The 14397-nt window shown below is 34.6% G+C and carries 13 protein-coding genes; 3 read left to right on the top strand and 10 right to left on the bottom strand.

Going from position 1 to position 14397, the window contains the following annotated elements:
• Positions 1 to 175: 175 nt before the first annotated feature.
• The 9 genes from SLW70_RS15080 to SLW70_RS15040 all read right to left on the bottom strand — a co-directional run bounded on the left by SLW70_RS15080 (position 176) and on the right by SLW70_RS15040 (position 10372).
• Positions 176 to 703 (bottom strand): superoxide dismutase family protein, encoded by a 528-nt coding sequence (locus tag SLW70_RS15080; protein WP_320889460.1) that lies wholly within the window; start codon positions 701 to 703, stop codon positions 176 to 178.
• Positions 704 to 828: 125 nt separating this feature from the next.
• Positions 829 to 2619 carry an acyl-CoA dehydrogenase family protein gene (locus tag SLW70_RS15075; protein ID WP_320889459.1) on the bottom strand — a complete coding sequence of 597 codons (1791 nt, stop codon included), beginning with the start codon at positions 2617 to 2619 and terminating at the stop codon, positions 829 to 831.
• Between the two features lie 97 nt (positions 2620 to 2716).
• A complete protein-coding gene (locus SLW70_RS15070) occupies positions 2717 to 3898 on the bottom strand; it encodes an acetyl-CoA C-acyltransferase (RefSeq protein ID WP_220764131.1) in 1182 nt (393 codons plus the stop codon).
• Positions 3899 to 4055: 157 nt separating this feature from the next.
• Positions 4056 to 4517, bottom strand: coding sequence for an IS200/IS605 family transposase (gene tnpA / locus SLW70_RS15065; protein ID WP_320889456.1), 462 nt, complete (start codon positions 4515 to 4517; stop codon positions 4056 to 4058).
• Positions 4518 to 4668: 151 nt separating this feature from the next.
• Entirely contained in the window at positions 4669 to 7059 is a 2391-nt protein-coding gene (locus tag SLW70_RS15060) for a 3-hydroxyacyl-CoA dehydrogenase/enoyl-CoA hydratase family protein (protein WP_320889455.1), read from the bottom strand.
• A complete protein-coding gene (locus SLW70_RS15055; RefSeq protein WP_320889454.1) occupies positions 7043 to 7510 on the bottom strand; it encodes a MarR family winged helix-turn-helix transcriptional regulator in 468 nt (155 codons plus the stop codon). The genes SLW70_RS15060 and SLW70_RS15055 overlap by 17 nt, the downstream gene beginning before the upstream one ends.
• Before the next feature lie 260 nt (positions 7511 to 7770).
• Complete coding sequence (locus tag SLW70_RS15050; RefSeq protein WP_320889453.1) at positions 7771 to 8994, bottom strand: sodium:proton antiporter; 1224 nt, start codon at positions 8992 to 8994, stop codon at positions 7771 to 7773.
• Between the two features lie 189 nt (positions 8995 to 9183).
• Complete coding sequence (locus SLW70_RS15045) at positions 9184 to 9477, bottom strand: chaperone modulator CbpM (protein ID WP_320889452.1); 294 nt, start codon at positions 9475 to 9477, stop codon at positions 9184 to 9186.
• The gene (locus SLW70_RS15040) at positions 9467 to 10372 is read right to left on the bottom strand and encodes a J domain-containing protein (protein ID WP_320889451.1); all 906 of its coding nucleotides are present in this window, start codon (positions 10370 to 10372) and stop codon (positions 9467 to 9469) included. The genes SLW70_RS15045 and SLW70_RS15040 overlap by 11 nt, the downstream gene beginning before the upstream one ends.
• 290 nt (positions 10373 to 10662) lie before the next feature.
• Here SLW70_RS15040 and SLW70_RS15035 point away from each other — a divergent pair, with 290 nt between their 5' ends.
• From SLW70_RS15035 to SLW70_RS15025, 3 genes are all read left to right on the top strand, one after another.
• Positions 10663 to 12195, top strand: coding sequence for a SulP family inorganic anion transporter (locus SLW70_RS15035; RefSeq protein WP_320889450.1), 1533 nt, complete (start codon positions 10663 to 10665; stop codon positions 12193 to 12195).
• A gap of 495 nt (positions 12196 to 12690) precedes the next feature.
• A complete protein-coding gene (locus tag SLW70_RS15030) occupies positions 12691 to 13029 on the top strand; it encodes a hypothetical protein (RefSeq protein ID WP_320889448.1) in 339 nt (112 codons plus the stop codon).
• Positions 13030 to 13528: 499 nt separating this feature from the next.
• On the top strand, positions 13529 to 13867 hold the full coding sequence (locus SLW70_RS15025) for a hypothetical protein (protein ID WP_320889447.1): 339 nt from the start codon (positions 13529 to 13531) through the stop codon (positions 13865 to 13867).
• Positions 13868 to 13923: 56 nt separating this feature from the next.
• Here the strand turns inward: SLW70_RS15025 and SLW70_RS15020 are convergent, their stop codons facing one another.
• Positions 13924 to 14388: a DUF1456 family protein gene (locus SLW70_RS15020; RefSeq protein WP_320891803.1), complete on the bottom strand. Its 465-nt coding sequence runs from the start codon at positions 14386 to 14388 to the stop codon at positions 13924 to 13926.
• Between the last annotated feature and the right edge of the window lie 9 nt (positions 14389 to 14397).

Below are 14397 nucleotides of genomic sequence, written 5' to 3'. Positions count from 1 at the left end.
AAGCACGCCATTCAGCGCTATTTTTAAAGTAATGTTCTATTTCTTTGTTCTGCATAATTTCTTCTGGAAGCCTTTAAAAATAAAACCATTAAGAAAATAAGTTTATTAAGGAAGACTTAATTAGCTTATTTTCTTAATGGTTCAAATTGATTACTATATGTTTTATCAATTGCTATTATTTGATGATAGCCGTACAAGCCACTCTACCACCTGCATTTCCTGTTGGTTGGGTTGTAAAATCATCAGCGCCTTGGTGCACAATTATAGCATGACTTAAGATATCTTTGGTAGGGTCTCCCGAACCTATGTTCCATTCGTCAGTAGTGAATTTAATCGAACCGTTTCCGTTTTTGTCAGCAGTAAAATTCCCGATATCGCCTTTATGGTATTGTCCAACGCCCCATTTTCCATGGTTTTTGAAAGTGGGATTCCAGTGACCACCAGTTGAGGTACCATCAGGAGCAGAACAATCTGATTTTTCGTGAATGTGAATGGCGTGTACGCCTGGTGTCAATCCTGAGAATTTGGCTTCCAGGGTAACTTTTCCGTCTTTTTCGATAAAGGTTGCGGTACCCGCTACATTACTATTACTTTTGGCTTCAAATGTTAAGTTTAGTTTTTTGTCAGAATCAGAAGTACACCAAGATTTACAACCTACGAAGGCTAGTACTAAAAAGACTATTGATAGAAGAATCTTTTTCATTTTATGAGGATTTAATTTTTTTATAAAGTTAGCCAATTATTTAGGCTAGTCAAATAAAAAACCGCTCTAAATTAATTTTAGAACGGTTTAACAATATAATTTAACCAAAAATTATAGAACCATTATTAAAAACAATACTGATTTTCTTTTATGAGCTTAGTAGCGATAGTATGGCGTAATGCTACAATATTAGGCATGTTAGTGTATTTTGTAAAACGTTTTAATCCCATAAGCATCATACGCTGTTCATCACCTTCGGCAAAGGAAATGATGCTTTCTTTTCCTCTTTGAATTACAATATCAACAGCTTTGTATAAATACAATTGCGCCATGGCGATTTGTTCTTTAACCTTTTCTTCACCCTCTTTTTTAGCTGATTTTTCAGCTCTAAGGATGGTACTTTCCGCCATGTATATTTCGATTAAAATATCTGCGGCAGCTAACAAGAGTTGTTGGTGTGAATCCAAATCGGGACCGTATTTTTGCACAGCACTACCTGCCACCATTAAGAATACTTTCTTTAATTTGGCTATCATTTCTTTTTCCTCAGCAAATAGTTCTGAATAATCAGGGGCGTCAAATGACGGAATGCCTAATAATTCTTCACCTACTTTAGTAGCAGGACCTAATAAATCTACATGCCCTTTCATGGCTTTCTTAATCAACATCCCAACTGATAACATACGGTTGATTTCGTTAGTCCCTTCGTAAATTCGGGCAATACGAGCATCACGCCAGGCGCTTTCCATTGGAGTATCTTCGGAGAATCCCATTCCTCCAAAAATTTGGATTCCTTCGTCAGCACAGTTTTGAATGTCTTCGGACACTGCTACTTTTAATATCGAACATTCGATAGCAAATTCTTCGACACCTTTTAATTCTGATTCTTGGTGTGAACCGCCCTCAGCTTCCCGAATAGCTATTCTGTATTCAATATCTTTGGCCGCTCTGTAAGTAGCACTTTCGCCTGCATAACAACTCGTTGCCATTTCGGCTAATTTGTATCGGATGGCGCCAAATTGTGAAATGGCGGTATTAAATTGCACTCTTTCGTTAGCATATTTTACAGAGCCTGAAATAACTCTTCTTTGTGCATCTAAGCAGGCAGCGGCTAGTTTGATTCGGCCTACATTTAAGGCATTCATCGCAATTTTGAAACCATTTCCTCTTTCGGATAACATGTTTTCAACAGGCACAACCGTTTCATTGAAAAACACCTGACGGGTTGAGGAGGCACGAATACCAAGCTTGTGTTCCTCTTCATTCATGGTAATGCCGTTATTTGGATCGTTTTCTACAATGAAACCGGTGATGTTTTTATCATCTCCAATTCGGGCAAAAACGATAAATAACTGACAAAAACCAGCATTGGAAATCCACATTTTTTGACCTGTGATTTTGTAATGCGTCCCGTCTTCCGACAAAACGGCTTTCGTTTTCCCTGAATTAGCATCCGAACCCGCACCTGGTTCTGTTAAGCAATAAGCACCAAACCATTCACCGGTAGCCAGTTTAGGAACGTATTTTTGTTTTTGTTCTTCGGTTCCATACAAAGTAATTGGCATGGTTCCAATTCCTGTATGTGCTCCAAAAGCCGTGGAAAACGAACCCGTGGCTCCCGATATATAATCACAAACAAGAACTGTATCTACAAATCCCATTCCCATTCCACCATAGGCCTCAGGTACAGAAATGCTCAGGAATCCTAAGTCACCTGCCTTTTTCATGCATTCTTCGGTGTATTTATAATCCTTTTGTTCAAATCGGATTTTATGTGCCCAAAGTTCTTTATCGACAAACTCTTTTACAGAGTCGCGCATCATGATTTGTTCTTCGTTAAAATCCTCAGGAGTGAAGATGTCTTCACATTTTGTTTCTTTGACTAGGAATTGACCTCCTCTTGTTTTGTTACTCATTTTAAGTGGTTTTTAAATGATAAATAGTTTTCTTTAATCTTTCCAAAAAGAAGGATTGTGATTTGTTAATAGTTCGGTTTTTTGATGCTTTGAAGGGTTATAATAGTTCATAAATTCCTGCAGCACCTTGACCAGTACCCACACACATGGTGACCATACCGTATTTGTTACCACGGCGTTTCATTTCGTCAAACAATTGAACCGATAGTTTGGCGCCCGTACATCCTAAAGGATGGCCCAAGGCAATAGCACCACCATTTACATTGACAATATCTGGATTAAGTCCTAATTCCCTTATGACCGCTAACGATTGTGAGGCAAAAGCTTCGTTTAATTCAATTAGGTCAATGTCTTTTTGTTGCAATCCTGCTTGTTTTAGTGCTTTTGGAATTGCTTTGACAGGGCCAATTCCCATAATACGAGGTTCAACACCTGCAGAGGCATAACTCACCAAACGCGCTATAGGCTCAAGGTTTAATTCTTTGACCATTTCTTCACTCATAATCAAAACAAAAGCAGCTCCATCACTCATTTGGGAGGAATTTCCAGCGGTAACACTTCCGTCGGCTGCAAAAACGGGACGCAATTTTGCTAATACTTCTCTTGAGGTATCGGCTCTAGGTCCTTCGTCTTTATTGACGATATAGGATGAGGTTTCTTTTTTACCTTTTCCATTAATAAAAGTTTGCTCCACAGTAATCGGGACGATTTGGTTGTCAAATTTTCCTTCGGCTTGCGCTTTTAAAGCTTTCATATGAGAGTTGTAAGCAAACTCATCTTGGTCTTCTCTGGAAACTTTAAATTGATTGGCTACAGCTTCAGCCGTTAATCCCATTCCCCAGTAATAGTCCTCGTTTCCTTCTTTTGCAACAGCATAATCAGGAGTAGGTTTGTAACCTCCCATTGGAATGTAACTCATACTCTCGGCACCACCCGCAATGATACAATCAGCCATTCCAGTTTGTATTTTTGCCGTTGCCATTCCGATGGTTTCGATACCAGAAGCGCAGTAGCGATTTACAGTCACACCAGGTACTTCTTCTATTTTTAATCCCATTAAAGAAATCAAACGAGCGACATTTAAACCTTGTTCCGCCTCAGGCATAGCGTTTCCCACCATGACATCATCAATACGAGTTTTGTCAAAATTAGGTAGGTCTTTCATCATGTGTTCGATAGTTTCAGCCGCTAATTCATCTGGACGTTTGAATCGGAAAACTCCCTTTGGGGCTTTCCCAACTGCGGTTCGGTAGGCGGCTACTATATAGGCTTGTTTCATAGTTTATTGTATTAAGATTGGAGAATTAAATGTTTTATTATCCAATGTTTAGTTGTTTTTTGTTTTAGTTTTTTATCTTTTATAGCCTCATAGAGGCATACTGTTTATAGCTAATATTGTTGTTAATGGGCAAAGCTCCGTAGGAGCGACCTGTTAATTATTCAATCCAATCAAATAAGTATTTGTCATCGTAATCAATATTGAATTTTTCTAAAAAGGAATAATATTCTTGTTTAAATGATGTTGTTTTATGTTTCTCTTCTTGATTCAAAATGTATTTTATAACATTGTCGATGTTACTTTTAGAATAAGAGAATGCTCCGTATCCTTCTTGCCAGTTAAATTTACCGTTAATCCATTTGTTGTCATTGATAAATTTAGACGAACCTGATTTAATATCTCTTACCAAATCCGATATCGAAATATTAGGTTTCATTCCAACTAAAATATGAACATGGTCAGGCATTGCAAAAATGGCTAATAATTTTTGTTCTCTATTCGAAACGATACCCGTAATAAATTTATGTAATTCTTCTCGGTTTTCTTTTTTTATCAAATTTTCTCTCCCTTTTACAGCAAAGACAATTTGGATATAAATTTGTGAATAGGTGTTTGCCATACATTAGTGTTATATACAGGTCGCTCCTACGGAGCTTAAACCAAAATCATATTAATTTTCTACAAACAGTCGACCTCTACGAGGTCATTCTTTTTTGCCGAATTTTTAATTTTTCAAATTGATGCATATCTTAATACTTAATACTAATTTCTTAATTACGAAGCGGTTTCCCTGTTTTTAACATATGCTGAATTCGTTCTAGTGTTTTTCTTTCGGTACAAAGGGATAAGAAAGCTTCGCGTTCTAAATCCAATAAATACTGTTCTGATACCAAAGTTGCTTCTGACAAATCACCCCCAGCCATGACATAAGCCAGTTTGTTGGCAATTTTTTTATCATGTTCTGAGATGTATTTCCCAGCTACCATTTGGTCTGTACCTACTAAGAACATTCCTAAAGCTTGTTTTCCTAAAACTTTTACATCGTTTCGGCGGATGGGTTGTGTGTAACCAGCTTCGGCTAATAGTAACGCATGCTTTTTAGCTTCTGCGATTTGGCGGTCTTTGTTAACTACAATAATATCTTTTCCTTTTTGTAGTAAACCTGTATCAAAAGCTTCATAACCTGAAGTAGATACTTTGGCCATCGCAATGGTTAGAAAATATTCTTGTAAGACATTCAGTTCAACATCGTTTTTGTGGAACAAATCAGAGGCTCTCAAAGTCATTTCTTTAGAACCACCACCACCAGGTAAAACGCCTACGCCAAATTCCACCAATCCCATATAAGTTTCAGCTGCGGCTACTACTTTGTCAGCGTGTAAACTCATTTCACATCCTCCACCAAAAGTCATTCCGTGGGGCGCAACGATAACTGGTGTAGCGGAATAACGTACGCGCATCATAGTATCTTGGAATAGTTTAATAGCCATATTTAACTCGTCATATTCCTGCTCAACAGCCATCATGAAAATCATTCCGATATTGGCTCCAACTGAAAAATTAGCGGCTTGATTTCCAATGACTAATCCTTCGTATTCTTTTTCGGCTAGGTCAATTCCTTTATTGATTGCTTGTAAAACATCACCACCAATGGTATTCATCTTGGATTGGAATTCTAAATTTAAGATTCCGTCTCCTAAGTCTTGGATAATAGCGCCACTATTGCTCCATACTTTTTTGCTTTCGCGAATGTTGTTCAGAATGATAAATGCATCTTGTCCAGGTACTTTTTCTTGTGATTTTGTGGGTAGGTTGTAAAAATAGGTAGCACCTTCTTTTATGGTATAAAAGCTGTCGCTTCCTGACGCAATCATGTCCGTAACCCAGGAAGCGGGTTCAAGACCTTCGACTTTCATGATTTCGATTCCTTTTTGTACTCCAATCGCATCCCAAATTTCGAATGGTCCATTCTCCCAACCAAATCCTGCCTTCATGGCATCATCGATTTTGTATAGTTCATTCGAAATTTCAGGTACACGATTCGAAACATAGGCAAAAAGGGCTGAAAAGCTTTTTCTATAGAACTCTCCCGCTTTGTCTGTTCCTTTTACAAGGACTTTAAAACGGTTGATAGGTTTGTCTATAGTTTTAGTGAGTTCCAATGTGGCAAAAGAGGCTTTTTTAGAAGCTCGATATTCTAGGGTGTTTAGGTCAAGTGTTAAAATTTCGTTATCTACTTTTTTGTAAAATCCTTGTCCTGTTTTACTTCCGTACCATTTATTCTCCATCATTTTGTTGATGAAATCAGGTAGCTGAAACAAAGCGTGTTGTTCATCCTCAGGACAGTTTTCATAGATTCCGTTGGCCACATGTACTAAGGTGTCTAATCCAACGACATCAACCGTACGGAAAGTAGCCGACTTAGGTCTCCCAATAACAGGCCCCGTTAATTTGTCTATTTCTTCGACGGTTAAATCCATTGCTTTAACCAAATGGAACAAACTTTGAATACCAAAAATTCCAATACGGTTTCCTATAAAAGCGGGAGTGTCTTTGGCTACAACCGAAGTTTTTCCAAGGAATTTTTCGCCATACAGGGTTAGAAAATCCAAAACTTCAGTGGAAGTTTGTGGACCAGGAATGATTTCGAACAATTTTAAGTATCGCGCAGGGTTAAAAAAGTGGGTGCCACAAAAATGCTTTTGAAAATCGTCACTTCTGCCTTCACTCATAAAGTGAATAGGAATCCCCGAGGTATTAGAGGTTACCAAAGTGCCAGGAGTACGGTATTGTTCTATTTGGTCAAAAACTAATTTTTTGATATCCAAACGTTCCACAACAACCTCTATGATCCAATCGACATCAGCTATTTTAGCCATATCATCGGTGGTATTTCCAGTAGTGATGCGGCTAGCAAATTTGGTGCTATAAATAGGAGAGGGTTTTGATTTTAAGGCATTCGCCAAATGCTCGTTTACGATTCGGTTGCATACCGCAGGAGATTCTAAGGTAAGCCCTTTTTTGGTTTCACTTTCAGTAAGCTCTTTAGGGAGGATGTCAAGTAGCAATACTTGAACTCCGATATTGGCAAAATGGCAAGCGATACCAGAGCCCATAATTCCCGAACCTATTACGGCAACTTTTTTAATTATGCGTTTCATTTTCAGTTGTTTCGGTTTGATTAAAAATAGTTTTATTTTGAATGAGTTCATTTATTGTTTCGGCTACTTCCATAAAGTGCTGTAATTTTTCAGCAGAAACATGTTGTTTTACTGTTTCATTAAATTTTAGCACGTTCTCTCTAGATATAGCTCGGTTTTTTTTGCCTTCCTCCGTCAAATAGATAAGTACTCCACGGCCATCTTCCGGATTTTTTTTTCTTTCGATTAAGCCTTTTTCTTCCATGGATTTTAAAGTACGAGTTAAACTCGTTGCTTCCATTCCCATTTTTGGACCTAAAGCAGTAGAGGGAGTTCCATTTTCTTTGTCCATACTCAATAGCGCAAAGCCTGTGGCCATGGTACCTCCATATTTTAGAGCTTCTTCGTTGTACATTCTGGAAATGGCTTGCCAGGTAGCTCTTAGGATATAATCTATTGTTTTGTCAGTCATATTTCCCGATAGGTGTGTCTTTCAAATATAAGAAAAAATACTATGCATGCATAATATTTAAGGATTATTTTTATGTGAAATTTAAAAAAAAAATATTTTTAGGAAATAGACTAAGAATTGGTTTTTAGGGAATTGATAAAAAAAATAACAAGAACAGTAGTAAGTCTTGAAGATAAAGAATACTTGAAAAGAAAAGAACTAAACTTTGTGTAGATAGGTGGATGGATGTAATTTTTGTCTAGGAAAGATTTGGATAAACTTTATAGTGTTTTTTCAGGGTCTAGGTTGCTATGTTTTGCTTTTATCTTCTCTTGAATAATGATTTCTCTGTGTTTTGCTGTGCCCATTAATCCAATCATCATAGTGATTGCTGTAAGTAATATTACTTGAATAATTAATGACTTGTTTACAAAATGAACTGTTTGTTCTGAACTTATGGATAGGAATAATAAAATGGTAATTAATCCTCTTGGTGCAACAAATAACAAAGGGAATAAAGGTATTTTAGAAAAATATAATTGTATCACTCTTAGTCCGTAAATGGCTAAGACAATACTAACAGCCCAAATTAAAGTGTCTGGGTTGAGGATTTCAGAAGTTTTGATTAAGTAACCAAAAAGTAGAAAAAATAAGGCTCTAACTAAAAAAGTAGCTTCGATAGTTAATTCTTTAAATTTAGCAACTTCTTTATTGAGTAAGTCTAAACGAAATTTTTCTGTCCATTTTAAGTGTTTTATTTCATCTAAATTCCCAATCGAAAGTCCAAATACAAGGATAAAGATTAGGGCTGGTAAGTGGAATATTTTAGATATTTCATAAATTAAAATGACCAAAAGAATGATAGGTACAAACTTAATATGGTGGTCAATTTTGTTTAATAAAAAGGAAAGTAATATAGTTGCGATGAATGAAATTGCAATGATAATTAATATTTCTAATGAAAAATAGCCAAAAGTTTCCATTCCAAAACTTGTGTTATAGGCAATGAAATTAAAGAAAATGACCCCAAATATATCTGACAAACTGCTTTCGTATATGGTGAATTCTTTTTGGCTTGAAGTCAGATTTCTCACGCTAGGAATGGCAATTGCACTACTAATTACACAAAAAGGGATCGCATTTGATAAACAATCTTTGAATGAAAAATTGCTATAATAATGGAGTACATAAGCTAATGAAAATGCTAAAATCATTAATGGAAGTAAAGCTCCAAATACCGATTTTTTAATAAGACCAATCTTAGATTTATTGAGTTCTAATTCTAATGAGCCTTCTAATACAATTAATATTAATCCAATCGTGCCCAGAATAGGTAGAGTGGACGTAAGGTCGGGAACTTTTATATCAAAAAAGAAAGTTACTTCTCTAACAATCCATCCTAATAGGAGTAATAAAATGACAGATGGTATTTTTGTCCAAGATGCTGTTAGATCAAATAAATAAGCTACAAGTAGTAAAATACAAAGTGAAATTATAATGGTCATAAATATTCATTAGAGTTAAGCCTTCATCAATTAAAGAGGATGTAATATACTGCTTTAGATTGTAATAAAACAACATTTTTTTTTGAATGTTTATTGTTTTTAAGGGTTAATACTACTTTGTAGTGATGAAAAAACTGGTGGTACTGTATTATATTTTTTTAAAGTATTGAAAATGATGCGGCTAAACTTTTAGTTTTCATAAATTGTCAAACGTCTTCTTACGGACTGAAGTTCAGTTTTTAAGTCGTCTATTTTTTTTAATAAATTGAGCACAACATCAATTCCTTCAATATTTACGTTTAAATCTTGATGCATTCTAATTATTTTTTCAATTTCGTGAAGAGAATCTTGGTGAATGTATTGTTTTTTTTCAATTTCAAGAATCTCTATTAAGCCATTTTCATTGAGGTTGTGAAAAAAGGTTTCGGTAACTTTATAGTGACTACATAAAGTGTTTATTTGTATGAAGTTGTTAGTGTTCATGTTTCGCTAGTTTAGAGAGTTCTGTAAATAGTTCAATTTCTTTTTTTGATAAATTTTTAGGGAGAATTACATTGTAACTAATTAATAAGTCTCCAAAATGACCTTCTTTTTTGTATACAGGAAAGCCTTTTCCGCTTAACCTGATTTGTGTTCCATTTTGCGTTCCAGGAGCAACTTTTACTTTTACTTTTCCATCAAAAGTAGGAATAGTGGTTTCTCCACCGAGTACAGCTGTATATAGATCTAAATCAACAGTGGTGAAGAGATTGCTGTTGTCTCTTTTAAATTGTGTAGTGTTGCTAATTGAAAAAGATAGGTATAAATCTCCATTGGGTCCACCTTGAGAGCCAGGTCCACCATGTCCTGAAATTTTTATAACTTGACCATCTTCAACTCCTGCAGGAATGGTGAGTCGGATGTTTTTGTTATTAATGGTTAAGGTTCTTTTGTGTGTTTGGTATACATCTTTAATGTCGAGCTGCAATTCTGCATTGTAATCCTGGCCTTTAAATTGGGGTTTACCTCTAAATTGTGAACCAGAAAAACCTCCTCCAAACATGGATTCGAAAAAATCAGAGAAATCATGGCTGCCAGATTCAAAACCAGCTTGATTTCCGTATTGTTTTCTATAGTGCTGTTGTTGTTGGTTTTGTTTACTGTATTGGTCGGCATACTGCCAGTTTTCACCGTATTGATCGTATTTTTTTCGGTTTTTAGGATTGCTTAAGACTTCATTGGCTTCATTTATTTCTTTAAATTTTTTTTCAGCTTCCTTATCATTTGGGTTTAAGTCAGGATGGTATATTCTGGCCATTTTCCGATACGCTTTTTTAATTTCAGCCTCGGAAGCTTTTTTGTCAATTCCTAGTATTTTATAATAGTCTATAAATGGCATCTTTAAATATTTTAAATTATCATTTAGGAATATTTATTTATCAGCTACTTTTTATACTAATTATAGTTTTAAGTATGAAGGTATGTAGTGTCTCTCAAATTTAAGGATTTTTAAGATTAAAAGCAGTATTCCAAGATTTTATTTGTGGTGTGGAATGAAAAGATTTTTTAGTGTGAAGGAAGCAATATTGGCGATGTTGAGTTTTAGATTTTAATCCCAATTAAAAAAAAGTACCTTTGCCACACTTTATTAATCATGGTTTTTCCATGAGTTACAATTTTAAATAAAAAATGAAACAGTATTTTAATTTATTTGATTTCACTCAAAAAGTGAATTACAGAACAGAGATTTTAGCAGGTTTAACGGTAGCGATGACAATGATTCCTGAATCCTTGTCTTTTGCAATATTAGCAGGTTTTCCACCATTGGTAGGGTTGTATGCCGCTTTCATTATGGGCTTGGTAACTGCAATTTTCGGAGGACGTCCTGGACTAGTTTCTGGTGGAGCGGGAGCAACAGTAATTGTTTTGATTGCTTTGATGAAATCACACGGATTAGAATATGTTTTTGCTGCAGTAGCATTGGCGGGTGTTTTTCAAATATTGGTAGGATTGTTCAAATTGGGTAAATTCATTCGATTAGTACCGCAACCTGTTATGTATGGTTTTGTAAATGGATTAGCGGTGATAATTTTTATGTCTCAATTAGAGCAATTTAAAACGATGGTTGACGGTGAAACGGTGTGGTTGTCTGGTATGCCTATGTATATTATGGCAGGTTTAGTTGCTTTAACCATTGGAATTGTTTTGGTTTTACCTAGATTTACTAAGGCAATCCCAGCCTCATTAGTAGCTATTATTGTAGTATTTGGTTTGGTTCTTGGATTTGGTATTGAAACCAAAACAGTGGCTGATATTGCTTCAGTCAGTGGAGGACTTCCTCCGTTTCATGTACCTAATATAGAATGGAGTTGGGCTACCTTACAGTTGATTGCTCCTTATGCACTGATTATGGGGTCTGTGGGATTAACCGAAGGGCTGTTGACTTTGAACTTGGTTGATGAAATTACAGGAACTAAAGGAAGTGGAAATAGAGAATGTGTCGCTCAAGGAGGTGCAAATCTTTTGAATGGTTTTTTCTTCGGTATGGGTGGTTGTCCTATGATTGCTCAAACCTTAGTAAATCTTTCTGCGGGTTCTAGAGCACGTTTGTCTGGAATAGTGGCGGCATTGACGATTTTACTAATTGTTTTGGTTGGTGCACCTGTTATTGAGCAATTGCCTATTGCGGCACTCGTAGGTGTTATGATTATGGTGGCGATTGGAACCTTTGAGTGGATTAGTTTTAGAATCATCAATAAAATGCCTAAACAAGATATTTTCGTTGGGGTTTTAGTGGCTGTTATTACGATAATGCTTCATAATTTGGCTTTGGCAGTATTAATAGGTGTGATTATTTCCGCTTTAGTATTTGCATGGGAAAGCGCAAAACGTATTCGTGCTAAAAAATATATTGATGACAATGGTGTAAAACATTATGAGATTTACGGGCCTCTTTTCTTTGCATCGACTACTGCCTTCGGTGAGAAGTTTGATGTTTTTAATGATCCAATCGAAGTGATTATTGATTTCAAAGAAAGTAAAATAGCTGATATGAGTGCAATTGATGCGGTAAATAAAATTACAGAGCGTTATGCCAAGGTGGGAAAAAAAGTACATCTTCGTCATTTAAGTGCTGACTGTCGTCAGTTGTTGCAAAATGCAGAAGGCATCATCGATGTGAATATCTTAGAAGATCCTACGTATAAAGTAGCAATTGATTAAAGTTAGTTTTCCAAAATACTAAAACCACAATTAGGCATTGTTCTAATTGTGGTTTTTACTTTATAGGAGGTCTATTATTGGTCAACGGCTGACACTGATTCAATACGTATTAAATGTTTTTATTATAATATGTAAAGAGACCTTGTGAAAGGAATCTGAAAAAATAATTGATTTTCCTGTATTGCTTTAGTTTGAAATTAATTTAATGTTTGGGATTGAATGCTTGAAGTTACTTTAATGTTAACAGCTAAAAAGGATTGGATATTGATGTTTTGCTGTTGATTTTGATTTTAACTTGATAATTGTGTAAAGTAGTTTTCAAACAATTACACATCCTGTAATTTTACTAAATTAAAAATAGTTAGTAGATAAATTTATTTTCAGTAGGTTGTTTTATGGTTGAGTTAAGTTGTTTAATTGGGGCGTTCTTTTTTCGAAATGAGATGTAATTTTGGACTGTAAAAAAAAACGAAATTAAAACTTAAAAAGAAAATCATGAAAAAATTAATGTTATCAGTTGTGCTTACCTTTATTGTGGGTATTGTATTTGTTTCAGCAAAGGAATTAAAACCTAAAAAAAGTTATCTAAGAGCAAACCAAGAAATATCAAACTTGCTTATTCCATCATCTGCTGTAGGAGAATTAGAGAGCCCAGTAGTTGTTAAAGTTAAAATTAGAATTACTGCTAATAATGAAATTGTAGTTTTGGAGACAAATTCTTCTATCTCGGAATTGAATGATTATATTATTGAGAATTTAAATTATCAAAGATTGACTAGTTCTGATTTAGAAATAGATAAAGAATATGTATTTGATGTTAATTTTAAATCTTAAATTATCAATATGAGTAAAGTTTATAATCGGTTTAGATGTTATCTAAATAGCTAAGAATCCTAAGTTGAATGACTTAGGATTTTTTTTTAAACCCAACTCAATCGTTGTAGTGGATGTTTGCTAATTCTTTAATCAAATTATTTAATTCTTGTGTTTTGTTGTGTAATTATATGCGAAATAGCAAAAATCATGAGAATATGTTTGATATGTGGTTTAGTGGGCTGGTTCGTATAGACTTAGTTTGTGTAAGATAAAGACTTCTTTAGTGTTAAAACTAAAAAAAAGTACAAAAGTTTTACTTCCTGAAATTATTGATTATGTATAATTTTAGTCGTTTTTTTTTATATATCCACTATTTTATACATAGTTTTATTAATTACCCAAAAAAAATAACCTAAATCCATTGTTTTTTACGAATTGTTAACGAAAAAAAAGGATTGTTGCTACTCTAAAACTATGCTATACATTTGCATCATAATAATCATAAAAAATGAATGTCATGAGAAAATCAGTCGTATTATTAGTAGTTGCTTTGATTATGAATGTAGCATTTGTATCAGCAAAAGAATTAAGCCCAAGAAAGAGTTATGCAAGAACAACTCAAGAACTTACTTCATTATTAAGCCCGACTTCAGCAGTTGAAGAATTAGAAAATGATGTTGTGGTAAAAGTAAGAGTATTGATTACTTTAACTGGGGATATTGTAGTGTTAGAAACTAATGCAGAAAACAAAAGCTTAGAAAATTACATTAAAGATAACTTGAATTACAAAAAGTTAGCTACAAATGAATTAGAAGCTGGAAATGATTATGTTTTTGAAGTTAACTTTAAAGCATAATCATTATATGAAGACAGTACAAATTATTCGTAAATAAAAATCCTAAGTTGTTAGACTTAGGATTTTTTGTTTTTACCATTATTGAATTTTACTTTTTCAACAATGTCTATTTTTGGATTCGACTTTTTGTCTTTGGATTGAAATGGTTTTTTCTTGAAATCCTTTTTTTCAGGTTTTTGATCACCTCTTGCACCTTCACTATCTTTGGGAGTTGCTTTAAATTCTACTCTTTCCTTTCCGCCTTCTTTAGCAGGGATTTGAGCTTTGTGCTTCGCTAAAACATCATTTGGGTTTTTAGGATTTTCTTTCGTTCCTCTTAGGTGAATAACTAAAGCGTTTAAAAAATTTCGCAATACTTGGTCTCCACATTCCATATAATTCGGATGTTTTTCATCTCGGAAAAAAGCGCCTAATTCTGATTTCGAAATTCTAAAATCAACTAGTTCCAAAATTTCTACAATTTGATCATCGCGCAACATTAAGGCTACACGTAATTTTTTGAAGATATCGTTGTTTGTCATCATTAAATT

The organism is Flavobacterium sp. NG2 (assembly GCF_034119845.1).
Lineage (GTDB): Bacteria > Bacteroidota > Bacteroidia > Flavobacteriales > Flavobacteriaceae > Flavobacterium.
This window is presented reverse-complemented; position numbering and strand designations above follow the sequence as displayed.